The organism is Nocardioides candidus (assembly GCF_041321175.1).
Lineage (GTDB): Bacteria > Actinomycetota > Actinomycetes > Propionibacteriales > Nocardioidaceae > Nocardioides.
On the sequence record NZ_JBGGWC010000002.1, the window covers coordinates 905317 to 927875 of the forward strand.

The following is a 22559-nucleotide window of genomic DNA, read 5'->3' on the forward strand; positions in this document are numbered from 1 at the left end:
ACGACGCGACTCGTGAGCCTCGCCGCCCCCGTCACCGGCTGGATCCGCAGGGTCCCGCGACCACCGCTGCCCGCGGTCGGTCAGTGGGTCACGCCCGCAGGATGGGTCGCAGGGGCCGGCGCCGGCGCCGGCCTGGTGCTCGGCGGCATCGAGGGGTGGCTCGAGCTGCGCGTGCTCGGGCTCACCTTCCTGCTGCTGCTCGTGGCCGCTGGGGCGTGGTTGCTCGGCCGGACGTCGTACGACGTCGTCTTCGACCTGCATCGGGAGCGCGTCACCGCTGGAGAGACCGCCGGCGGCCGCGTCGTGATCCGCAACCGGGCGGGCCGCTCGCTCTTCCCCACCCGCATCGAGATGGTGGTGGGCAAGGGACGCGCGCAGTTCACGCTCCCGTCGCTCGGTCGTGACGAGGAGCACGAGCAGCTCTTCGAGATCCCCACCCGCCGACGCGGGGTCATCACGATCGGCCCGGTCAGCTCGGTGCGCTCCGACCCGCTCGGGCTGCTGCGGCGCACCCAGACCTGGGCCCGCTCCACCGACCTCTACGTCCATCCCGTGACCGTCCCGCTCAGCAACGACAGCACCGGTTTCCTCCGCGACATCGAGGGCGTCACCACCCAGGAGCTGTCGTCCAACGACGTGTCGTTCCACGCGTTGCGGGAGTACCAGCCCGGTGACGACCGCCGGGCGATCCACTGGCGGACGACCGCCCGCGTCGGCCGCCTGATGGTCCGCCAGTTCGAGGAGACCCGGCGCGCGCACCTGCTCGTCGTGCTGCCCACGGGGGCCGCCGACTACGCCACGGAGGACGACCTGGAGTCCGCGATCTCCATCGCCGGCTCCCTCGCGCGCCACGCTTTCGGCCTCGACCGCGAGGTCTCGATCCACACCACCTCGGGTGCGCTGAGCTGCACCTCCGGTCCCCTCGTGCTGGACCGGCTGGCCGAGCTCGAGCCCGCTGAGCGGACGGTGCCGGTCCGCGACCTCGCCGCCCGCGCCATCGCCGCGTCACCGCAGGCCTCGGTCGCAGTGCTGGTCACCGGGTCCGAGGTCGACGCCCGCGACCTGCGCGGGGCGCACCGGGCACTCCCGGTCTCGGTGCCCTCGTTCGGCCTCCGGTGCGGCCGCGAGCTCACCCTGACGCAGCGCCGGCTCGGCGACCTCACGATCACCGACCTGCCGGACGTCTACGCCCTTCCTCGCGCCATGCGGAGCATGCGATGACCAGCGTGGCGCCCTCGATCGGCGCCCCTCGGAGCGAGACCGGTGGCCGCACCACCCAGCGGATGAGCGTGTGGAGCTCTCCGACGGTCCGACGCAGCGCGGTCGACCTCCTCGCGCTCTGCGTGCTGTTCGCCGCGGGCGTGCAGGCGTTCGGCCCCGTCTTCGGCGATGCCACCGGCTACGTCAGCGCCGGCACGGGCGTGCTCGTCGGCCTTGCGATCGCCGCCGTGGCGACCTGGCTGGGCTGGAGCCGGCTCGGCACGCTGCTCGCGTCGATGCTGTGCTACCTCCTGCTCGGCGGCGCGGTCGCGCTGCCCTCGACGACCACGGGTGGCGTCCTCCCGAGCGTCGAGACCCTCCAGCGCCTCACCCTGCTGTCCTGGCAGTCGTGGCGCGACCTTCTCACGGTCGCGCTGCCGGCCGGCGACTTCGAGGGACCCGCCGTGCTCCCGTGGCTCGTCGGGCTCGCAACAGCGACCGTCGCGGGCAGCGCCGTGCTGCGGCTCCGCCGGATCGGCTGGGTCCTGGCACTCGGCCTGCTCCCCCCGGCCGCGCTCCTCGTCACCGGCATCCTGTGGGGAGGTCGTGCCGCACCGGGCGCCGCCCTCCAGGGTGCCGTCTTCGCCGTCGCCGCGCTGGCCTGGGCCTCGTGGCGCACGCACGTCGGCGCCGGAGCGCAACGCGCGGTCTTCGTCGCCCTGCCGCAGCACACCCGGGGTCCGCGCCTGCGTCAGGTCGCGACGGCCGCGACCGTGCTCGCGGTCGCCTCCGGCGCGGGCGTCGGCGGTTGGGCCCTCCTCGCGCCGCACCCCGACCGCTTCGTGCTGCGCGACCACGTCCAGCCGCCCCTCGACCTCCAGCAGTATCCCAGCCCCCTCACCCAGTACCGCCGGCTCGAGGCCGATCTCGAGCACAAGACGCTCTTCACGGTCAGCGGGATGCCCGCAGGGGCGCGGGTGCGCCTCGCCGTGATGGACGTGTACGACGGCAACGTCTACCGCGTCGCGGCGGGGACCGACGGGGCCGCGCAGGGGTCCGGCGCGTTCGTCCACGTCGGCCGCACGATCGAGCCGTCGTCGTACTCCGACACCGAGGCGCCCACGTCCGAGGTGACCTTCACCATCGGCGCGTACGACGGGATCTGGCTGCCCGGCGGCGGCGACCTTCGGGGGGTGGACTTCTCCGGCGACGAGGGCGCCGGCCTGCACTACAACGCGGCGACCGGTTCGGCCCTCACGACCACCGGCGTGAGCGCCGGGACGTCGTACACCGTCGACGGGGTGTTCCCGCCGACGTACGACGCGAAGGAGGACCTGCCGGCCTCCGCCCAGGTCGACACCACCTACCCGATGCCCGCCAACACGGTGCGCGTGGAGGCCGTCGGGAAGGCGACCGGGAAGCTCGTCGGCAAGGCCACGACCCCGCTCCAGCAGCTGATCGGCGTCGAGCAGAACCTCCAGCAGGGGTACTACTCCAACGGCACCGACATCGCCAACCCCTCGTTCCCCGGGCACAGTGCCGGGCGCATCAAGGAGCTCCTCGATCCCGAGACCGGGCAGATGATCGGCGACGACGAGCAGTACGCCGTGGCGATGGCCCTCGTCGCGCGAGACCAGGGTCTGCCGGCCCGGGTCGTCATGGGTTTCTACCCGGACCCCGACAAGGCGACCAGCGGCCCCGTCGCGATCACGGGCGACGACGCCCACGTCTGGGTCGAGGTGCTCTTCAAGGACATCGGCTGGGTCAACTTCGACCCCACCCCCGACGAGGACCGGACGCCCGAGCAGAACCAGCCGAAGCCGGAGCCGAAGCACGAACCCCAGGTGCTGCCACCGCCGGAGGTCCCCGACGACCACGACCTCCAGGCTCCGCCGCGGAAGGACTCCGACGAGAAGAACGACGACCACGGCGGCGACTGCGGGTTCTGCTCGGTGCTCAGGGTGGCCGCCATCGCGGCAGCCGCACTGTCCGTGGCCGTCGGACCTTTCGTCGCGATCGCGTGGCTGAAGCGACGGCGGCGACAGCGTCGCCGGCGCGCACCCCGCCTCGCCGATCGCATCAGCGGGGGCTGGGCGGAGGTGATGGACCTGGCGACCGACGTCGGGATCCGGGTGCCGCCCCCGGCCACCAGGTTCGAGGCCGCGATGCTGCTGGAGACGCGGGTCCCGCCGTCGACGACGGTCCCGATCGCGCGCCGGGTCGATGCCCACGTGTTCGGCAACGACGAGCCGACCGAGGTCGACGTCGAGGCGGTGTGGAGCGCGGTCGACGCGCTCCGGTCCCAGTTCCGCCAATCCGCCACCCTCGGGGACAGGATTCGGCAACGATTCTCCCTGCGGTCGCTGGTTCGGCGGCCCACCCGGCTGGCGCGGGCCGGGCTCCGCGCGACCACAGGGGGTAAGGGATGAGCCTGTTCCGCCGTGACCGCCGCACGGACGCCGTCGGGCCGCTACCGGTCCTGCCGCCCTCCTCGGCGTTCCTCGCTCCGCCGCCACCGTTCCCGCCGCCGTCCTCCGAGCCGGTCGACCTGTCCACCCGCGAGCAGTTCTCGGGCGGCGGCGTACCGGTCCTCCAGCTCGACCAGGGCTCGGTGCTGCGGCTCGACCGCAGCTGGGTCGTCGGACGCGACCCCGTCGCCCCTCCCGCGCAACCCGACGCCGTGCCGTTCGGCATCGCCGACGCCACGAAGTCCGTCTCCAAGACGCACCTCGCGATCGGACCCGCCGCGGCCGGAGCGTGGGTGATCGACCTCCATTCGACGAATGGGGTCTCGGTGCAGCAGCCCGGCTCCGCGCCCCGGGCCCTGCGTCCGGGGGAGACGGTCACGGTGCCGGTGGGCACCACCATCACGTACGGCGAGCGATCGATCGTGATCCAGGGATGACCCCGATCCGCATCGAGGTGCGCACAGGTGCGGCCACCCACGCCGGCAACCTTCGCAGCGAGAACCAGGACTCGCACCTGGTGCGCCGTCCCGTCTTCCTCGTGGCCGACGGGATGGGTGGGCACGCGTCCGGGCGTGAGGCGTCGGAGCTCGTCGTCCGCGCGTTCGACCACCAGCTCTGGGGACCGTGGGTCACACCCCAGACCCTGAAGGACGCCACCGCCGTCGCCGCGCGCGCAGTGGCCGACCTCGGCAACCGCGTGAGCGGGGCGCCGGGATCCACCCTGACCGGTGCGGGCCTGGCCGTGCACGACGCCGAGCCCTGCTGGCTCATCTTCAACGTCGGCGACTCCCGCACCTACCTCCTCCGCGACGAGGAGCTCGAGCAGGTGACGGTCGACCACTCCCAGCAACAGGCCCTCATGGACGCCGGCCTGACGTCCAGGGCCGCGGCGGCGTCGGCACGGAAGAACGTGATCACCCAGGCGATCGGCGGTGGCCTCGCGAACGAGCCGGTCCTCGACCTGTGGATGTTGCCCGCCCGGTCGGGCGACCGGGTACTGCTGTGCTCCGACGGCCTCACCGGTGAGCTCAGCGACCAGCTGATCGCCGCGACCCTGCTGTCGGTGACCGAGCCGCAGGACGCCGCGGCCGCTCTCGTGTCCGCGGCCGTGGCGGGAGCCGGGCGGGACAACGTCACTGCGGTGGTCGTGGACGCCGTGCTCGTCGAGGGGACCCGCACCGAGCTGCGGGAGTGGTCCTCCGACGACACCGTCGACGACACGTCGGCGGGCCTCGGCGGAGACACCCGCGCGGACCTGGAGGTGGCGCGGTGACGATCTCGACCGTGCGCTACGACAGCGGCGACCACCGCGCCGTCGTCTGGCCGGGCGGAGTCGTGGTCCTCGACAGCTCGGTGCCGGCCGCCGTGGCGTCCGCGACCTGGGAGCGGCTGCGCAACATGCCGGTGCCCAGCACGCTCGACGCCGTGCTCACCGAGGTCGCCGAGGCCATCGGCGCGCGACTGCTCGACCTGCCGCCCTTCGCGATCGCGGTCACCACCGGGCCGGGCGCGGCCCACGTGGCCACGCGTGGCTCGTTCGAGATCGAGGCCACCTCCGCCGACCTGAGCACCACCCGGGTCAGCGGCGGCGGCGTCGCCACGTGGAGCGAACGCCAGCTCGGGTCGGTGGTGAGGATGCGGATCGCCGACGGCGACGAGGACGGCGCCGGCCAGGACGGTGACCAGGGCGAGCTGCCGGTCGGCTCGGCAGTCGTCCTCGCGCGCCAGGTCGTGGTGGCCGAGGCCACAGCCGCACCGGCACCCGCACCGTCGGACGACCTCAGCGGGTTCGGGCGTCGCGACGACCCGGACGCGACCAGCCGCGCGGACGACTCCGGACACTGGATCGCACTGGCGGACGCCACCCCGGCGCGGCCCGAGCCCGCTCCATCGGACCGCCTGGCCTCGGAACCGGTGCCCGAGCCCGAGCCGGAGCCGGAGCCGGAGCCGGTGCCGGTGCCGAAATCGGAGCCCGCGGCCGTGGTGGTGCCTGCCCCCGGCGACTTCGACGACGTCTGGAGCGACTTCACGGTCGCCGGCTCCGTCGAGGGCGCCGCCGTACGTCCGGGCGTCGAGGCGCCCCCCTCGCCGTTGGAGGCGCCCGGTCCCCCGTCACCGACGTCGGACGTCACGTGGATGGAAGACGGCGAGGACAACGCGGACGAGGACCCCGCGGAGATGACGCCGCCACCCCCGCCGCGGGTCGACAAGCCGCCGACGCTGGCGCCTCCGAGCGACTTCATCAGCTCGGTGCCCGGCATGCCGCCCGTCCCGCCACCGGCCACGCCCCCGGTCCCGCCCCCAGCGTTCCCACCGCCACCCGTCGCACCGCCCGTCGTACGGCCGCCCGTCGCACCGCCACCGCCCGTTCCGCCGACCAGTCCGCCTCCCCCGACCGCTCCTCCTGCGCTCGGCGACCACGACGGCGACACGATCGCCGGGCCCGCGCGTCAGGCACCGCCCCGCCATGCCGCGGACCGGGGCGACGGCGCGCCCGAGGTGCTCGGCGTGCTGTGTCCGTCGGGTCACGGCAACCCGCCCCAGCGCGCGCACTGCCGGGTCTGCGGTGCTGCGCTGACCGGCTCACCGACCCGCATCCCGCAGCCCTCGCTGGGAAGGGTGGTCGCCAGCAGCGGCGAGCGCGCCGAGCTGACCGGACCGGTGATCATCGGCCGCGCACCGCGTGCCTCCCGGTTCCAGGGCACGTCGGTGCCGCGGCTGGTGACCCTCCCGCACCCGCACATCTCGGCAAGCCACCTGGCCCTGCGCGTCGAGGGCTGGAGCGTGCTGGTCGTCGACCTCAGCTCGACCAACGGCACGTTCCTGCGTCGCAACGGCGAGCCGCCGTTCCGCATCCTCGAGCAGCCCCAGCTGCTCGTGACCGGCGACGTCATCGACCTCGGCCACGGCGTCCACCTCAGCTTCGAGGAGCTGCCGTGAGCTCGCGCGTGCCCGGGCCGCCGCCGGAGCTGCCCGGCTTCCGGTTCCTCGAGCTGCTCGGCACCGGCGGGTTCGCCGACGTCTTCCAGTACGAGCAGCTCGGGCTCGGGCGCAAGGTCGCGGTCAAGGTGCTGCTCAGCGACATCACCGCTGACGTGCAGGCCTCCTTCGAGGTCGAGTCGAGCGTCATGGCGAAGCTGTCGAACCACCCCTCGATCGTGAGCATCTACCAGGCGGGCGTGACGGCCGACGGGCGTCCTTTCCTGGTCATGGAGTACTGCCCGCCGCCGCACCTCGCCCTGCGCGTGCGCGCCCGTCCGCTCACGGTCACCAAGGCACTGGAGGTGGCCGTCCAGCTGAGTGGTGCGGTGGAGACGGCGCACCGTCTCGGCATCCTGCACCGCGACATCAAGCCGGCCAACATCCTGTTCACCGAGTTCGGCCGGGCCGCGCTCACCGACTTCGGCATCTCGGTGACGACCGTCGGGGCCCAGTCCGGCGAGGGGTTCGGCATGTCGGTGCCGTGGGCACCCCCCGAGCAGCTGACGGTCGGCGCACCGATGGGCCCGAGCGGCGACGTCTACTCCCTGGCGGCCACCCTCTACACCGCACTGGTCGGGCGGGCTCCCTTCAGCGTGCCGGGTGGGGCCAACGACGCGATCGCGATGGCGCCGCGCGTGCGGACCATGGCCCTCCCACCGACCCGGCGCCCCGACGTGCCGGAGTCACTCGAGCGGACCCTGCGGACGGCGATGGCCAAGTCGCCGTACGAGCGCTTCGAGAGCGCCCTCGACTTCGCGCGCGCCCTCCAGCGGATCCAGGCCGAGCTGCACCACCCCGTGACGACGATCGACGCGCGCGACGAGCACGCCATCGACCTCTCCGGACCCGAGGACGGCGGCGGCACCAGGCTGAGCGGGTTCGTGTCGATCGATCCCGAGCCCGCGGCGGCGCCTCCGGCACCTCCTCCGCCGCCGGCCCAGCTCCCCCAGGCCGCACCACCCCCGTTCGCCGTCCCCCAGCCCGCTGCGTCAGCAAGCCCGGCCGGACCGTCGTACGCCCCGGTCGTGGCTCCCGCGGTCCCGGTCGTGCAGCCCGACGGGATGCAGGACCACACCGCGAGGTCGTCATCTCCCCAGGCGCCGGCCTCCCCGCCGGACGTGGACCCGGCTGCCCCCGACAGCGCCCCCGGGCCTCGGCGCGTCCCGCCGGCGGTGATCGCCGCGGCGGTCGCTGTCGTGCTCGTCGTCGCCGGCGTCGTCTGGCTCGGGCAGGGCGCTCCCGACGCCACCACGGGCGACGACGCGCCGACCGTCACGAACGACCCGGGCAACCCGATCGGTCCGGACGACCCGGCGGTGCCGCGGGTGCGGGTGCGCGCGCTCGACGACGGCCGGCTGGACATCACCTGGCGGGTACCCGACCACGAGGACGGCGACCAGTACCTCGTCGTGACCTACGACGCGCGCGACCAGCCGGAGCTCGACGTGGCGGAGGCGACGCCTGTGACGGACCCCTACCTCACCGTCTCCGACGACGAACCGTGCGCCGCCGTCCGCGTGCAGCGCGACAACCAGTACAGCAACGGCTGGGGAAAGGACTGTCTGTGAACGAGGACCCCGGACCCTCCCTCACCTTGGACTTCGCCGGCGAGGTCCTGACGGCCGCCCCGGGCAAGGAGCTCACCGTCGGACGATCGGGCGACCTCGAGATCGACGACAACCCCTACCTGCACCGCGACTTCCTGCGGTTCGAGCACCGTGACGCGATGTGGTGGATCGTCAACGTGGGCGGGCGGCTGGCCGCCTACCTCACCGACGCCCAGGGGCTGATGCGCAGCACCCTGGCCCCGGGCGCGCGGCTGCCTCTGGTCTTCCCGCGCACCCTCGTCACCTTCGCGGCGGGCGAGACGCTCTACGAGATCATCGTCGACGTCCCCGACACCCCCTACGAGTCGGTCCGCCCGCCGCACACGGGCTCCGGCACGACGACCATCGTGCCCGGGCAGTTCACCGAGTCGCAGCTGCTCGCCATCCTCGCCCTGGCCGAGCCGGTGCTCCGTCGGAGCGGCTCGGGTGCCGGCGAGATCCCCAGCACGAGCCAGGCCGCCACCCGGCTCGGCTGGTCGACCAAGCGGTTCGACAAGAAGATCGAGAACATCTGCGACAAGCTGACCGCGGCCGGCGTACGCGGGCTGCGGGGCGCCGGCGTCCGCATGGCGTCGAACCGTCGCCTGCACCTGGTGGAGTACGCCGTCTCGACCCTCCTGGTGACGCCTGAGGACCTGCCGCTCCTGGAGCTGCCCCAGTCGGCGTCGGCGGAGGACGACGAGTGAGGGTCAAGGTCGGTCTGGTCCAGCCGCAGCACGGCTCGGCCCCGGACAACATCCAGATCGTCGCCGACGCCACGGCCACCGTCGGCGACGTCGCGGGCGCGCTGGCGGCCTCCGACCGGCGCCAGGGACAGTTCCAGGCCGACCGCGGCGTCACCCTCGCCCGCGCGGGCCACGGCGGAGCGCTGCAACCGATCGACCCGGACCAGACACTGGTCGACTCCGGCATCCAGTCCGGCAGCACCCTGGCGATCAGCTACGCCGACACCGTCGCGGCGACGCGCGCCGGCGCACCCACCATCGCCGTGCTGCGGGTCCTGGAGGGACGTGACGCGGGTGCCGAGTTCCCGCTGCGTCTCGGCAGCTCGACGATCGGTCGCGCGGCGGGCTGCGACGTGCGGCTGAAGGACCCGTCCGTCTCCAAGCAGCACGCGCGGATCATCGTCGGCGCGCGGGTGGAGGTCGTCGACATCGGCTCGTCGAACGGCGTCGTGGTCGGCGGTGTGCGGGTCAGCAGGATCGCGGTCGCGGTCGGCGACGTGATCGAGCTCGGCGACACCACCGTCTCCGTGGTCTCGCTCGCCGCCACCGGCCCGAGCGCCTCCACCGACGTCGCGTTCATCCGGCCGCCGCGGGTCCTCGCGCGCCCGGTGGACACCCCGATCGAGCTGCCCCAGCCACCTCGGCCGCGCCCGGCGACCCGCTTCCCCTGGCTGATGCTGATGGTGCCGCTGCTCATGGGGGGCGTGCTGTTCTGGCGACTCCAGACGTCGTCCAACAGCCACAGCAGCTCGACCTTCTCGCTGATCTTCATCCTGATGACACCGCTGCTGATGGTCGCGAACTTCATCGAGCAGCGACGGCAGCGCTCGATCACCCTGCGGGAGGAGATCGCCGAGTTCGAGAGCGCTCTCGAGACCTGCCGCCGCCAGCTGGCCGAGGGCCACGACCAGGAGCGCCGCCAGCTCGAGGAGATGCACCCGTCGCTCGCCGTCTGCCTCGACGCGGTCGATCGGCACTCCGACGTCCTCTGGAGCCGGCGCCCCGAGCACCCGGAGTTCGTCAACGTCCGCTTCGGACGCGGCAGCATCCCGCCGCACCACCGGGCCGTGCTGCCTCGCGCGGGCGGGCTGCCCGACTTCCGGTTGCGCTCGGAACAGCTCGCCGCCGAGTACGCCCTCCTGCAGGACGCGCCGGTCGTCGGCAACCTGCGGGTGGTGGGCGGTCTCGGCATCGCTGGGCCGCCGCAGCGGCGGGAGTCCGTTGCGCGCGCCGCCGTCGCCCAGATCGCGATGCTCCACTCGCCGGCCGAGGTGGTGCTCGCCTGCCTTACCTCGTCCACCCACCGCAGCACGTGGGAGTGGATCGAGTGGCTCCCCCACACCTCCTCACCGCACTCGCCCCTGCCGCACCACCTCTCGGCCGACCCCGGCACCGGCACCGTGCTGCTCAACGACCTCGAGGAGCTGATCGGCGTCAGGTCCGGCGGAGGTGGCGCCCGGCTGCGCGGACCGATCGACGACAGTGACCAGCCCGACCCGCCGACCGTGCCGTCGGTGGTGGTCGTCGTCGACGACACCGCGGTCGACATCGCCCGCCTGACGCGGGTCGCCGAGCTCGGCCCGGACGTGGGTGTCTTCGTGCTCTGGATCGCCGACGCGGTGTCCGGTCTGCCCGCGACCTGCCGCACCTTCGCCACGGTCGACGGCGGCAGCGGTGCGGTCGGGATGGTGCGCGAGGAGGTGCGCGTGGGCACGGTCGCCATGGAGACGCTCGAGGCCGGCGACGCCGCCACCCTCGCCCGCCGGCTCGCGCCGCTCGTCGACGCCGGGCGCCCGGTCGAGGACGAGTCCGACCTGCCACGCTCGGTCTCGGTCGTCAGCCTTCTCGGTCAGGACGCCAGCGACGGCGCCGACGTGGTCGTGTCGCGCTGGCGGGAGAACCAGTCGCTCGTCGTGCGCGACGGCTCGGCTCCCGTCGTCCGCGAGCACGCCGCCGACCTGCGAGCGATCGTCGGCCACGCCGGGTCCGAGCCGTTCGCCATCGACCTGCGGTCGCAGGGCCCCCACGCCCTGATCGGCGGTACGACGGGCGCGGGCAAGTCGGAGTTCCTGCAGGCCTGGGTCCTCGGGCTGGCACACGCCTACTCGCCCGACCGGGTCACGTTCCTCTTCGTCGACTACAAGGGCGGCGCGGCCTTCGCGGGTTGCGTCGACCTCCCCCACTGCGTCGGGATGGTGACCGACCTGTCGCCGTACCTCGTCCAGCGCGCCCTCGACAGCCTCCGGGCGGAGCTGCACCACCGCGAGCGGCTCCTCAACGAGAAGGGGAAGAAGGACCTCATCGACCTGGAGAAGAGCGGGGACCCCGACTGTCCGCCCAGCCTGATCATCGTCGTCGACGAGTTCGCCGCCCTGGCCTCCGAGGTGCCGGACTTCGTCGAGGGCGTGGTGGACGTCGCGCAGCGCGGGCGGTCGCTCGGCCTGCACCTGGTGCTGGCCACCCAGCGTCCGGCCGGCGTCATCAAGGACAACATCCGCGCCAACACCAACCTCCGGATCGCGCTGCGCATGGCCGACGAGAGCGACTCGCTCGACGTGCTGGGCAGCAGCGTGGCAGCGCACTTCCCGACCTCGATCCCCGGCCGTGGCGCCGCGAAGACGGGGCCGGGGCGGATCACCTCCTTCCAGTCCGCCTTCCCCGGCGCGCGCACCGCGCCCGACCTCGACATCCCGCCGATCGAGGTCACCGACCTGGACTTCGGCGGCGGTCGGCAGTGGAAGCTCCCCGATCCCCCCAGCATCGGCCAGTCCGTCGCCAAGGACATCGACCGCGTGGTCAGCACCATCCGCGCCGCCTGCGAACGGGCAGCGGTGCCGGCGCCGCGCAAGCCGTGGCTCGACTCGCTCGCGTCGATCTACAGTCTCGCCGGGCTGCGTCCACGGCGGGACACGATGATCCCGCTCGGCGTCGTCGACGACCCGCACCACCAGTCGCAGGTGATCGAGTACTACCGGCCCGACTCCGACGGCAACCTCCTGATCGTCGGCACCGGTGGTTCTGGCAAGACGACGGCCCTGCGCACCCTCGCAGCCGCAGCGGCGATCACGCCCGGCGGTGGTGTCGTGCACGTGTACGGCCTGGACTTCAGCACCGGCGCCCTGGGTTCGCTCGAGGCGCTGCCCAACGTGGGCAGCATCATCAACGGCGAGGACGAGGAGCGCGTGCAGCGGTTGATCGCCCACCTCGGGGAGGTGATCGAGGAGCGCGCCCAGAGGTACGGCGCCGCGTCGGCCGACCTCGACGACTACCGGAAGCACGCGAACCGCCCCCAGGAGCCACGGCTCCTGCTCCTGCTGGACGGCTTCAGCAACTTCCGCACGGCGTACGAGACGACCACCGGTGCGTGGCTCTACCAGCGGTTCCAACGGATCCTGCTCGACGGGCGGGCCGTCGGCGTGCACGTCGCGATGACCGCCGACCGGCCGGCCGCGGTGCCGGGATCGGTGATGTCGGCCTTCCAGCGCCGCATCGTGCTGCGGCAGGCCGACGACGACGCCTACCTCTCGATGGGCGTGCCCCGCGGCATCCTCAATGCCACCAGCCCCGCAGGGCGGGCGATCTGGGAGGAGACGGGCCAGGAGATGCAGGTCGCCGTGCTGCTCTCCGAGGAGCACGTGCGGTCCGCGATCGCCTCCGCGGCGGCGCAGGTGGCGGCGATCGACCAGCTGGCCCTGCGACTGGCCGAGCACCACACGCGTCCCCCCGCCGTCCAGTCGCTGCCCTCGCTCGTCAGCCCGAGCTCCCTGCCGAAGGAGGTGCGCGGCCGTCCGGCCCTCGGCATCTCCGACACCACGCTCGCGCCGATCGGGTTCGACCCGACCGGGGTCATCATGGTCGCTGGCCCGCCGCAGTCGGGTCGCACCAACGCGGTCCGGTGGTTGGCGACCTCCCTCAGGCGGCGGTGGCCGGACCTGCCGATGCTGCACCTCAGCACCCGCCGGTCCCCGCTGTCCGAGCTCGACCTGTGGGAGCAGAGCGCCGACGGCGACGAGGCGGTGCGTGCCCTCCTCGAGTCGCTCGACGCCCGCGGGCCGATCACGCCCGGCGCCGGACCCGACGGCGCGCCGCCCATGGCGCTCGTCGTGGAGTACCTGCCGGACTTCGTCGGCAGCGGCGTGGAGCAGCCGCTCCTCAAGCGGATCCAGGCGATGCGCCGGGCGGGCTGTCCCGTGATCGCCGAGGCCGAGACGCCGGCGTGGACCAGCTCCTGGCCGCTGACCATGGAGATCCGCAACGGCCGCACCGGCCTGCTGCTGCAGCCCGACCAGGCCGACGGCGAGTCGCTCCTGCGCACCGCCCTGCCCCGCACCCGACGCGCAGACTTCCCGGCCGGACGCGGGTTCTGGGTCAAGGGCGGCGCCGTGGCCAAGGTCCAGCTGCCGCTCGTCGAGGAGTGAGGATGCCGGACCAGGCCGCTGCCGATCAGTCCTACGGCCGCTACCAGGTCACCGGCCTCCTGGGGCGAGGGGGCATGGGCGTGGTGCACCGCGCCGAGGACACCGTGCTGGGCCGCCCGGTCGCGCTCAAGCTCCTCAGCTCCGCCCTCTCCGACGACGCGGAGTTCCGTGAACGGTTCGGACGCGAGGCGGCGCTGCTCGCCAAGCTCGACTCCCCGAACGTCGTGCACATCTACGACTTCGGCGAGGTCGACGGCGTCCTCTTCATGGCGACGCAGCTGATCGAGGGCGGCGATCTCTCCGAGATGTTGCGCGACAGCGGCCCGCTCGACCTTCGGCAAGCACTCGATGTCGTGCTGCAGCTGTGCGAGGGCCTCGGCAGCGCCCACGAGACCGGAGTGGTCCACCGTGACGTGAAGCCCAGCAACGTCCTCGTGCGCCGACGGGGCGGCCGCCTCCAGGCGTTCCTCTGCGACTTCGGGATCGCCGCTACCACCGAGAGCGAGATGACCAGGGCCGGCGGTGTCGTCGGCAGCCCGGCCTACATGGCGCCCGAACGCCACTACGGCGCCCGGCCCGACATCAGCGGTGACATCTACTCGATGGGGTGCGTGCTGTGGGCGCTCGTCACGGGCCACCCTCCCTACGCCGGCACCCCGCTCCAGATCGCCCGGCGCCACGTGGAGGACCCGATCCCGCGGCTCGCAGGGGACTCCTCGGTCATCACCGACCTCAACCGGCTGCTCGGCCGCGCGCTCGCCAAGTCGGCCGCTGACCGGCACGCGACCGTGGACGAGCTGGCGGCCGACGTACGCGCGCTGCTGCCGTACGCCGACGGGTCAGCACCGCTCGCCGCCGCATCCTCCGACGACGACATCGTCGACGCGACCGTGGTCTCGGAGTGGGCGGGTGAGGTCACCATGTTCGGCGCGCACACCACGATCGTGCCTCCGACCGCGACGGCCGAGCTCAGCGCGCAGCGCCCGGCGGAGCCGGTGCGCTTCACCGCACGCGACCACCGGCGGATCGAGCGGGCGATCGACGAGGTCCTGACGTCGACCGGGACCACGATCTCGGTCTACATCGGTCGCACGGCACCGCCCCCGCGTCCCTATGCCTTGGGTCTGCACGCCACCTTGGACAGGGCTGCGCACGCGGTGCTGCTGATGATGGATCCGCATGCCCGGGTGTTCGAGATCGTGACCGGCGGAGACATCCGTGGCCGGCTCCCCGACCACTACGTCGCCCGTGTCGCCGACGACATGAAGCGTGCGTTCGGCGCGGGCGAGCTGACCCGGGGACTGGTCGACGGCATCCGGGCGCTGGGCGCCGGGCTGGACCGTTAGTCGATCTGGTTGTCGAGGGAGTCGAGCCCGTGTGCGTCGACGAAGTTCCAGGTGTCGAACCCGGTGTACTGCTGCTGACCCGCGGCGTCAGGAACGCCGTTGACCCCTTGAAGGATCCCGAGTATGTCGTTGGGCTCGTCGTGGTTGACGATGTGACTCGTATCAACACCGAGCAGGGCAGCGTCGTACTGATCCGGAAACATCGGGTTGTGGGTCTCCAGCCACTGAAAGAGGCTGGGCGCCTGACCGCCACCCGCGATGTGGGCGTACATCATCTCGCTCGGGCTGACTCCGGCAGCACTGAATGTTTCAGCAGGGGCGCCTGTGGCGATTGACGACACCGCCGCGAGGCGACCACCCAGCGAATGCCCGGTGAAGTACAGCATCCCAGGTGCCGTCATCGATCCCTTCACCGCCTGCGCCAGTTGCACTGCTTGCTCGCTCTGTCGACTCAACGCCACGGCACCGACGACATCCGCGCGAAGATCCGTGCCCGGCGAGAAATAGGGTCCCCCTGGGCCGAGTCGCACCCGGCCCCAGTCATGAGTGCCTTCGTACGTGACGACGACTCGTCCGTCGGCATTGCGGAAGATCGATGCGGAAAACCCGGTCGACGAGTCCCGCAGCATGCCAGGACTGACCCCCAGCCCCTCCAACTCCTTGGCGTCCGTCACCCGCCGCCATCCATGGCGGAGGAGCTCGTCGTCCCTCTCCTGATCGTTCGCACCGTAGGAGAGATAGAGCATCTCTTGCGAAGACGGAGCCGGAACTGCTTCGCACACCCCCAGGGTCACCCCCCGCACCTGGTCCATGGTCATGCCGCTGACGTCGACCTGGTCCTGCAGCTGCTGGACCACCCACTGGGCACGCGCGGTCAGCTCGTTGGCCACCGCCAGCAGCGCGGGCCGATGCCGCTCGAACCACGTGTTCTGGAAGGCGTCGCAGTCCGGACCGGGCCAGAGCGCGCTCAGGTTGGAGATCGTCCCGTCGAGCTGACCCAGGAGGCTCGCGAGCTCGCCCGACTGCATCGACATCGAGTCGGCTCCGCGTTGGACCGCCGCGAGGTCCATCCCGACGAAGGTCATCGCGCACCGCCCGCAACGGCGCACGCCTCGCGAAGCGCGTTGACAGGGCCGCGCCGGGCCTCGTCGTCTGCCAGGTCCCACGCGAAGAATGAAGCGTCGCTGGTTCGATCCCAGGAACACGCGACGATCGAGGTCGGGTCGGAGAGGGCCATCAGCTCGTCGGCGACCCCGGCTGCCTCGACCGGACGGGACGTGGCGCGGATGGCGGCGGACCTGGAGCCGAGGACGACCTGGGTCACGTCATCGGAGTCGTCGGTGAAGGACAAGAGGCAGAGCTCGTGGGATCCCGTCACCGACACCACTCCCGCTTGCTTCGCGCGCACCATGCGACGCGCTGCCGACACCAGCGCTGCCAGAGCCTCCCCCGCGAGAGCGGGCGCGCCCTCCAACCTGACAGCGAACAGCTCACCGCCCGCCTTCTGGACTTCCGGGTCCCGTAGCCAGAGGCCCGTGGCGACCACGTTCTCCAGGGGTGTCGGTTCACTGGACGGGGCTGCCGCGAGGAATGCGATCTCCCAGGGGGAGAGCTCGATCCAGTCGTCCATCACCATCCTCCTCCGCCACCCGACGTCGGTTCCGGATCGAAGTGGCTCTTGAACTTGTAGCGCAGTCCGTCCGACAGGCTGTGCACGAAGCCCGACGCACCTTCGTAGTGATGCGTGCCCCACTCCGCCTGGGCCGGCGTGCAGTTCTCGGGTGTCCAGCCCGATCCGAATTGAGTGCGCATCGCCAACTCGTACGAGCCCTCGTACTCCTGGTTGTTCGTCGGCAGGACCTGTTGCCCGAGGAGCAACGTGCCTTCGCCGGCGATCTTGACGGGCAGAGGCAGGGGCAGGGTCGCCAGTGCCGCCCCGATGCCGCCGGTGGTGAGCTGCCCCATGTCTTGGTGCAGGTACCCATCGATGATGTCCGCGCCGTCGGCGAAGAGTCCGAGAACACCGAGGGTGCCGTGCAGGTGGCGGAAGATCGCCCGGGACCACGGAATGTTGTCGATCCCACCGTTCGCGAGGCCCCACAGATCGACCGCGATTCCCTCGACAGACCGCAGGACGCCCGTGCGCTCGAGCACGTCGCGCAGCATGCCGACCGGATCGAACCCGACATCGCCCGGCAGCCCGGGCACCGCAGGGATCATTCCGTAGGGCAGCGACTCGCCACTCGCGGCGGCCTGCTCCTCGATCTGCCGATAGAGCACGGCGACGGCGTCACCGAGCTGGGTGGCGGCGGCGCCCATCGAGGAGCGGTACGACGAGAACCACGCGTCGCGGAACGCGTCGGCGTCCGGTCCGGGCCAGGCCCAGCCGGCTTGATCCACCAGGGCGTCGACCTGCTGCACGAGAGCCTGCAGCTCCTCGGCCTGTCGCCCGAGTCCGTCCGCGTGGCCCCGGACCTGGGCGAGATCCATCCCCCAGAACGTCATCACACACCTCTATCCAGTCGAGCCCATCGAGACGGCAAGGGCTCTGTGCCGGCGGCCCCACCGGCCGGCACAGAGCCCGAGAAGACGCGGTCAGGCGCCGGAGACCTGCTCCTGCGCGTCGGCGTTGTTCAGCGCGGACTGGCCCAGACCGGCGATCGCGTCCTGCGCGGCCTGCAGGGCCGGACGGTGCTGGCTGCTCCACCAGTCCGCGAACTGGGTCGCGTCGGTACCGGTCCACGCGGCCGACAGGCTCGACACGATGCCCTCGATCGCCGAGATGACCGAACCGATCTGGTCGGCCTGCGAGTTCAGCTGGCTTCCGAGGCCACGAACCTGCTCGACATCCATTCCCACCATTGCCATGACGATCTCCTCAGATCTTCTGCTGTCCGTTGTCCCCGAGATCTGGGCGAAACGCTAGGGGCCTCCCCCAGTCCTGTCGATGGGGAGAACTCCCCATCGTCCGACCCGTCCGTGACGGGTCAGTAGCTCTCGTCGAACTCGTCCTCCAGGTCGCCGACCACGTCGTCGACGAGGTCGCTGCTGATGTTGTCGACGATCGTGGAGGCGTACTCGACCAGGGTCGCGCCGGGGTCGAGCTGGTAGCCGCCGTCCACCTCGCTCACGACGAAGAACAGGTCGTCGAGGCCGAGGTCGCGGGCCACAGGGGCGTCGCTGACGCACCCGCCCCCCTCGTGGTAGCCCTCGCTGTAGACGTCCACGCAGTCCCCGTCGAGCTCGGCCGAGCCGGTGTCGGCGTCGTAGCCCTCCTCGAAGGCGGTCCCGGTGAAGGTGCCGCTCTCGACGACGACCTTCACCTGGCCGTCGTCGAGGTCCTCGGTCGAGAGCTGCAGGTCGTCCGCCGAGACCGTGAGCCCGATCTCGCCCTCGGCCCATCCGCCCTCGCGCTGGAGGTCGTCGACCACCGGCACGTAGGGCCGCAACGGCTTGACGAGGTCCTCGGGCAGGTTGGCGAGCAGGTTCTCGGCCTTGCCGCTGTTGACGGCGTCGACCAGGTTCGCGATGACGTCCTCGGGGGTGTCGCCCGTGATCGGGTCGACCGCGTCGGACGCCAGGTCCCAGTCGGGGGACGCGAGGTCGTAGTCGCTGTCGTCGGCCGCGCGCTCGGCCTCCTGGTAGGTGTAGTCGGCGGCCGTGCCGAGGAGGCTGACGTACCAGCGGCCGTCGACCTTCACGGTGATGACCGTGGGCTCGTCCTCGAAGAGGTCGACGACGTCGCCGGAGTCGGACTCCTTGTCGCTCTCGTCCTTGAGGAAGTCCAGCCGGTCGGGGAGCTTCTCCGGATCCCAGCTGGCCTTGTAGGTGCCGCCGGTCAACGTCACCCGGGCGATGTCGTCGCCGAGCTCGTCGACGTCGTACTCGAGGCCGTCGAACTCGATGTCCAGCGCGTCGGTGATGCCGTCACCGTCGACGAGCCCCTCGTCCTCGGCCTTCTTGCGCGCCTTGTCGTAGACGTCGTCGAGACCGTCGATCTCCGCGGGACTGACGACGTCGAGGAGTGCGACGGGATCCTGGTCGGCCGCGGCCTCCATCACCTGGGCCGCAGCGTCCTCCGGGGATCCGGCGCCGCTGCGCGGCCAGAAGAAGTGGTAGCCCACGAACCCGGCAGCGACCACCGCGAGCACGATCCCGCCCACCGCAGCGATCACGCCGAGGGGCGCGCGCCCGCTGCGCTCCGAGGCCGGCGGTTGCCACCCGGGAGGCGGCATCGCGGGTGGCGGCGTCGCCGGTGCAGACATGGCAGGCGGCGCCATCGTCGGCGGGACCGCAGGAGGTCCGCTCGGCGGTGGGGGTACGGCGGCGACCGGCGGCATCGCGGGAGCCGCTCCCTCGTCGTGCCGATGCCCGCAGGACGCGCAGAACGCGTCGTTGCCGTTGCCGCGCTGCGCGCCGCAGGTGGTGCAGAAAGCCATCCAGTCCCCCATGGTCCGACCGGCGAGATCGGCCGAGCCTAGTGGCTGCTGCGCCCGCGCGTGGGCGATCCGGTGCGATCCACCACGACCACCGCCACGACGACCACGGCAGCGACCACCGCGGCACCGACACCGGCCAGCGCGACCCACGCGCCGATGCCGAGCCTCGACACCTCGCCGTCGACGACCAGCCAGACGAGCAGCGCGCTCGCGACGGCACCGACCGCCAGCGCCGCCCACCGGAGCGCGGCGGCGATGCGTCCTCGCAGGCCCGCGACGCCGACGAGCACGATGCCGGCCAGCGCCGGCACGAGCAGGCCGATCGCCGCGCCGGACGGGACGATCGAGTCGACCCTCCCCTGCCGCACCAGCTCGACGGCGTCGAGCAACGAGGCGCTGGAGAGCGTCCCGCGCGCCGTCCACGGCAGGAGCAGCGCGCCGATCCAGCAGCAGCCCGACGCTACGGAGAGGACGATCGCGACGAGCCGGGCCACGCCGCCGACCCTAGGCGGTGCGCGTCAGGGCTCGTTCATCACGGTCCCCACCGGCAGCGCCAGCCCGTCGGGGAATTACAGATCTGTAGTTCGTCGTGACGCCTGTTACTGGTGTGAAAGTTGGGGTTATCGTGATTCGCCGCCCGCCCCAACCGCCGCCCGAACCACCCTGGAGTGACATGTCTGCCCGGTCCACCGCCGCAGGCGCCGTACTGGCGCTCGTGGCGGCCCTGTCCCCCTTCCGTCCTGCTGCCGCGGACCCGGCTCCGGTCACGCCCGGCGACTTCAAGGGCTACGGCTTCGACCAGTGCCTGGCGCCGACGCAGAAGGCGATGGACACCTGGCTCAACCAGTCGCCCTTCCTCTCGGTGGGCATCTACATCTCCGGCAACTCCCGCGCCTGTCGCAGCCAGCCCAACCTCACGCCGAAGTGGATCGCCACGCAGCTGCGCAAGGGATGGAAGCTGCTGCCGATCACCCTCGGACCACAGGCCTCCTGCAGCACCCGCTTCCCGCGCTACCACGACGACCCCGTGATCGACGGGCGTCCGGGCACGCACGGCAACTACCCCTACGCACGCCGGATGGGCCGCGCCGAGGCGACCAAGACCGTCGGTGACGCCGACGCGCTCGGCATCGTCGGCGGCAGCACGCTGTGGTACGACATCGAGGCCTTCGACGACAGCAACCGCAACTGCCGTGAGTCCGCGCTGGCCTTCCTCAGCGCGTGGACCAACCGGCTGCACGACCTCGGCTACGTCTCCGGCGTCTACTCCAGCGCCGGCTCGGGCATCGCCGTGCTCGACGACGCCCGGGTCGAGCGCCCGACCGCCTACACGATGCCCGACATGGTCTGGATCGCCCGGTGGGACGGCGTCGCGAACACCTCGACGTCGTACGTCCGCAGCGACGGGTGGGTGCCGGGCGGCCGCGTGAAGCAGTACGAGGGCGGCCACAACGAGACCTGGGGCGGCGTGACGATCAACATCGACCGCAACTTCCTCGACCTCGGCCAGGGCCGCGTCGCGGAGGCCGAGCAGCACTGCGGCGGCGTCAACCTCGACTTCTCGCGGTTCCCCGCACTGCGACCGCCGACCGACGGGTACACCCCCGCCGTCAACAAGGTCCGGGCCCTGCAGTGCGTGCTCCAGGAGCGCGGTGCGTACGACGGCAAGCTGACCGGGCGCTACAACGACGCCACCGTCGCGGCGGTCGCCGCCTGGCAGGCCGACCGCGGCTTCCCGGTGTCGCCGACCTGGAGCGCCGCCAACTGGGTGGCCGCTTTCGGCCAGGGCATGGACTACGCGCAGAAGGTCGGCTCGACCGGCTTCCACGTGCGCCGCGTCCAGCGCGCCCTCAACGCGGCCGACCCCTCGCTCCAGCGCGCTGTCGACGGGATCTACAGCCGGCGTACCGCCAAGGACGTGCGTGCCTACCAGCACCGGGTCGGCCTGCCGACGACCGGCATCGTCAACCCCGCCACCTGGGCGAAGCTGCGCGCGGGGAAGGCCTGAGTCAGCCGCTGGCGGGCGGCCCGACGAGCAGGGCGAGGCCGGTGAGCGCCGCGACGGCGACGGCGAAGCCGATGGCCGCCTGGCGGCGGTGGCTCAGCAGCCAGTGGACGGCACGGCGGGCGGCGGTCGGGCTGTCGTCCCGGGAGTGCCAGTGGTCGTCGAGGCCGTCGCGCGCCTCCACGTGGCGGTCGAACCAGACGGTCATCAGCGGCGGGACCGCCGAGACCAGGCCGAGCACCAGCCGCCCGCGGGACCAGCCCTGGTCGATCGAGACCAGCACCGTCACCAGGCAGTAGCTGATGAACGCGACCCCGTGCACCGGCCCGGCGACCTGCACGCCGAGCTCGGTGGTGCCGACGACGTACTTCACGAACATGCCGGCCAACAGGCACAGCCAGGTGATCGCCTCGGTGACCGCCAGGACGCGGAAGACGTTGCGCGGCGTCATCAGGCGAAGGTCGCCGCGGCGAGCGAGGTGAAGAAGCCGAGACCGTCGACACCCGAGCCGGTGAGCTCCTCGACGGCGTGCTCGGGGTGGGGCATCAGGCCGACCACGTTGCCGCGCTCGTTGCTGATGCCGGCGATGTCGTCGAGCGACCCGTTGGGGTTGACGTCGAGGTAGCGCGCGACGACCTGACCCTCCCCCTTGATGCGGGCCAACGTGTCGGCGTCGGCGACGAACCCGCCCTCGCCGTTCTTCAGCACGATCGTGATCTCGGCGCCCTCGTCGTAGGACGACGTCCACGGCGTGCGGTTGTTCTCGATCCGCAGCCTCTGGTCGCGGCAGACGAACTTGCGGTGGTCGTTGCGGATCAGCGCACCCGGCAGCAGGTGGGACTCACACAGGATCTGGAAGCCGTTGCAGATGCCGAGCACCGGCATGCCGCCGGTCGCGGCGCGGACGACCTCGGTCATCACGGGCGCGAACCGCGAGATCGCGCCGCAGCGCAGGTAGTCGCCGTAGGAGAAGCCGCCGGGCAGGACGACCGCGTCGACACCCTTGAGGTCGGCGTCGCCGTGCCACAGCGCGACCGCCTCGTTGCCCCCGATGCGGACCGCGCGCTGCGCGTCGACGTCGTCGAGCGAGCCGGGGAAGGTGACGACCCCGACCTTCATGCCTCGACGCTCACGACGTAGTTCTCGATCACCGGGTTGGAGAGCAGCGTCTCGGCCATCTTCTCCACCTGGGCGAGGAGCTCGGGCGTCGCGTCGCCGTCGAGCTCGAGCTCGAAGCGCTTGCCCTGGCGGACGTCGCTGACCCCGGCGAAGCCGAGCCGGGGAAGAGCCCCGAGCACCGCCTTGCCCTGCGGGTCGAGGATCTCGGGCTTGGGCATGACGGCAACAACGACTCGGGCCACGGCCCGAT

At 72.1% G+C, this 22559-nt stretch carries 19 protein-coding genes; 10 read left to right on the forward strand and 9 right to left on the reverse strand.

What is annotated here, in order from left to right; genetic code table 11:
• Positions 1–12: 12 nt before the first annotated feature.
• From ACAX67_RS14095 to ACAX67_RS14135, 9 genes are read left to right on the forward strand one after another with little or no spacing between them, the layout of a single operon-like run.
• Entirely contained in the window at positions 13–1221 is a 1209-nt protein-coding gene (locus tag ACAX67_RS14095; protein WP_370704481.1) for a DUF58 domain-containing protein, read from the forward strand.
• On the forward strand, positions 1218–3629 hold the full coding sequence (locus ACAX67_RS14100) for a transglutaminase TgpA family protein (RefSeq protein WP_370704482.1): 2412 nt from the start codon (positions 1218–1220) through the stop codon (positions 3627–3629). Before ACAX67_RS14095 ends, ACAX67_RS14100 begins: the two co-directional genes overlap by 4 nt.
• The gene (locus ACAX67_RS14105) at positions 3626–4105 is read left to right on the forward strand and encodes an FHA domain-containing protein (RefSeq protein WP_370704483.1); all 480 of its coding nucleotides are present in this window, start codon (positions 3626–3628) and stop codon (positions 4103–4105) included. The genes ACAX67_RS14100 and ACAX67_RS14105 overlap by 4 nt, the downstream gene beginning before the upstream one ends.
• On the forward strand, positions 4102–4941 hold the full coding sequence (locus tag ACAX67_RS14110) for a PP2C family protein-serine/threonine phosphatase (protein WP_370704484.1): 840 nt from the start codon (positions 4102–4104) through the stop codon (positions 4939–4941). The genes ACAX67_RS14105 and ACAX67_RS14110 overlap by 4 nt, the downstream gene beginning before the upstream one ends.
• Positions 4938–6608: an FHA domain-containing protein gene (locus ACAX67_RS14115; RefSeq protein ID WP_370704485.1), complete on the forward strand. Its 1671-nt coding sequence runs from the start codon at positions 4938–4940 to the stop codon at positions 6606–6608. The genes ACAX67_RS14110 and ACAX67_RS14115 overlap by 4 nt, the downstream gene beginning before the upstream one ends.
• Positions 6605–8218, forward strand: coding sequence for a serine/threonine-protein kinase (locus ACAX67_RS14120; RefSeq protein WP_370704486.1), 1614 nt, complete (start codon positions 6605–6607; stop codon positions 8216–8218). The genes ACAX67_RS14115 and ACAX67_RS14120 overlap by 4 nt, the downstream gene beginning before the upstream one ends.
• Complete coding sequence (locus ACAX67_RS14125; RefSeq protein WP_370704487.1) at positions 8215–8943, forward strand: FHA domain-containing protein; 729 nt, start codon at positions 8215–8217, stop codon at positions 8941–8943. Before ACAX67_RS14120 ends, ACAX67_RS14125 begins: the two co-directional genes overlap by 4 nt.
• Complete coding sequence (locus ACAX67_RS14130; protein ID WP_370704488.1) at positions 8940–13400, forward strand: type VII secretion EssC family protein; 4461 nt, start codon at positions 8940–8942, stop codon at positions 13398–13400. The genes ACAX67_RS14125 and ACAX67_RS14130 overlap by 4 nt, the downstream gene beginning before the upstream one ends.
• 2 nt (positions 13401–13402) lie before the next feature.
• On the forward strand, positions 13403–14746 hold the full coding sequence (locus ACAX67_RS14135; RefSeq protein ID WP_370704489.1) for a DUF5130 family protein: 1344 nt from the start codon (positions 13403–13405) through the stop codon (positions 14744–14746).
• On the opposite strand, the gene ACAX67_RS14140 is transcribed toward ACAX67_RS14135, so the two are convergent.
• The 6 genes from ACAX67_RS14140 to ACAX67_RS14165 form a co-directional block, all read right to left on the reverse strand.
• The gene (locus ACAX67_RS14140) at positions 14743–15831 is read right to left on the reverse strand and encodes a Tle-like phospholipase domain-containing protein (RefSeq protein ID WP_370704490.1); all 1089 of its coding nucleotides are present in this window, start codon (positions 15829–15831) and stop codon (positions 14743–14745) included. The two genes, ACAX67_RS14135 and ACAX67_RS14140, sit on opposite strands and share 4 nt — an antisense overlap.
• On the reverse strand, positions 15828–16376 hold the full coding sequence (locus ACAX67_RS14145; RefSeq protein ID WP_370704491.1) for a hypothetical protein: 549 nt from the start codon (positions 16374–16376) through the stop codon (positions 15828–15830). Before ACAX67_RS14145 ends, ACAX67_RS14140 begins: the two co-directional genes overlap by 4 nt.
• The gene (locus tag ACAX67_RS14150) at positions 16376–17236 is read right to left on the reverse strand and encodes a WXG100 family type VII secretion target (protein ID WP_370704492.1); all 861 of its coding nucleotides are present in this window, start codon (positions 17234–17236) and stop codon (positions 16376–16378) included. The genes ACAX67_RS14145 and ACAX67_RS14150 overlap by 1 nt, the downstream gene beginning before the upstream one ends.
• Positions 17237–17341: 105 nt before the next feature.
• Positions 17342–17614: a WXG100 family type VII secretion target gene (locus ACAX67_RS14155; RefSeq protein WP_370704493.1), complete on the reverse strand. Its 273-nt coding sequence runs from the start codon at positions 17612–17614 to the stop codon at positions 17342–17344.
• Between the two features lie 119 nt (positions 17615–17733).
• The gene (locus ACAX67_RS14160; protein ID WP_370704494.1) at positions 17734–19185 is read right to left on the reverse strand and encodes a hypothetical protein; all 1452 of its coding nucleotides are present in this window, start codon (positions 19183–19185) and stop codon (positions 17734–17736) included.
• Positions 19186–19223: 38 nt separating this feature from the next.
• The gene (locus tag ACAX67_RS14165) at positions 19224–19679 is read right to left on the reverse strand and encodes a hypothetical protein (protein WP_370704495.1); all 456 of its coding nucleotides are present in this window, start codon (positions 19677–19679) and stop codon (positions 19224–19226) included.
• A gap of 179 nt (positions 19680–19858) precedes the next feature.
• Between ACAX67_RS14165 and ACAX67_RS14170 the strand changes: the two genes are divergently transcribed.
• Positions 19859–21193, forward strand: coding sequence for a glycoside hydrolase domain-containing protein (locus ACAX67_RS14170; RefSeq protein ID WP_370704496.1), 1335 nt, complete (start codon positions 19859–19861; stop codon positions 21191–21193).
• A gap of 1 nt (position 21194) precedes the next feature.
• On the opposite strand, the gene ACAX67_RS14175 is transcribed toward ACAX67_RS14170, so the two are convergent.
• From ACAX67_RS14175 to purS, 3 genes are read right to left on the reverse strand one after another with little or no spacing between them, the layout of a single operon-like run.
• Positions 21195–21641 (reverse strand): DUF3817 domain-containing protein, encoded by a 447-nt coding sequence (locus ACAX67_RS14175; RefSeq protein WP_370704497.1) that lies wholly within the window; start codon positions 21639–21641, stop codon positions 21195–21197.
• The gene (purQ, locus tag ACAX67_RS14180; RefSeq protein ID WP_370704498.1) at positions 21641–22309 is read right to left on the reverse strand and encodes a phosphoribosylformylglycinamidine synthase subunit PurQ; all 669 of its coding nucleotides are present in this window, start codon (positions 22307–22309) and stop codon (positions 21641–21643) included. The genes ACAX67_RS14175 and purQ overlap by 1 nt, the downstream gene beginning before the upstream one ends.
• Positions 22306–22551, reverse strand: a complete 246-nt coding sequence (purS, locus tag ACAX67_RS14185; RefSeq protein ID WP_370704499.1) for a phosphoribosylformylglycinamidine synthase subunit PurS — start codon at positions 22549–22551, stop codon at positions 22306–22308. The genes purQ and purS overlap by 4 nt, the downstream gene beginning before the upstream one ends.
• Between the last annotated feature and the right edge of the window lie 8 nt (positions 22552–22559).

Excerpts from the sequence above, each read along its gene's own strand:
- ACAX67_RS14170 (WP_370704496.1), top strand. The coding sequence starts at position 19,859 with ATGTCTGCCCGGTCCACCGCCGCAGGCGCCGTACTGGCGCTCGTGGCG.
- ACAX67_RS14145 (WP_370704491.1), bottom strand. The coding sequence starts at position 16,376 with ATGGACGACTGGATCGAGCTCTCCCCCTGGGAGATCGCATTCCTCGCG.
- ACAX67_RS14135 (WP_370704489.1), top strand. The coding sequence starts at position 13,403 with ATGCCGGACCAGGCCGCTGCCGATCAGTCCTACGGCCGCTACCAGGTC.
- purQ (WP_370704498.1), bottom strand. The coding sequence starts at position 22,309 with ATGAAGGTCGGGGTCGTCACCTTCCCCGGCTCGCTCGACGACGTCGAC.
- ACAX67_RS14100 (WP_370704482.1), top strand. The coding sequence starts at position 1,218 with ATGACCAGCGTGGCGCCCTCGATCGGCGCCCCTCGGAGCGAGACCGGT.
- ACAX67_RS14175 (WP_370704497.1), bottom strand. The coding sequence starts at position 21,641 with ATGACGCCGCGCAACGTCTTCCGCGTCCTGGCGGTCACCGAGGCGATC.
- ACAX67_RS14155 (WP_370704493.1), bottom strand. The coding sequence starts at position 17,614 with ATGGCAATGGTGGGAATGGATGTCGAGCAGGTTCGTGGCCTCGGAAGC.
- ACAX67_RS14140 (WP_370704490.1), bottom strand. The coding sequence starts at position 15,831 with ATGACCTTCGTCGGGATGGACCTCGCGGCGGTCCAACGCGGAGCCGAC.
- ACAX67_RS14160 (WP_370704494.1), bottom strand. The coding sequence starts at position 19,185 with ATGGCTTTCTGCACCACCTGCGGCGCGCAGCGCGGCAACGGCAACGAC.
- ACAX67_RS14105 (WP_370704483.1), top strand. The coding sequence starts at position 3,626 with ATGAGCCTGTTCCGCCGTGACCGCCGCACGGACGCCGTCGGGCCGCTA.
- ACAX67_RS14150 (WP_370704492.1), bottom strand. The coding sequence starts at position 17,236 with ATGGATCTCGCCCAGGTCCGGGGCCACGCGGACGGACTCGGGCGACAG.
- ACAX67_RS14110 (WP_370704484.1), top strand. The coding sequence starts at position 4,102 with ATGACCCCGATCCGCATCGAGGTGCGCACAGGTGCGGCCACCCACGCC.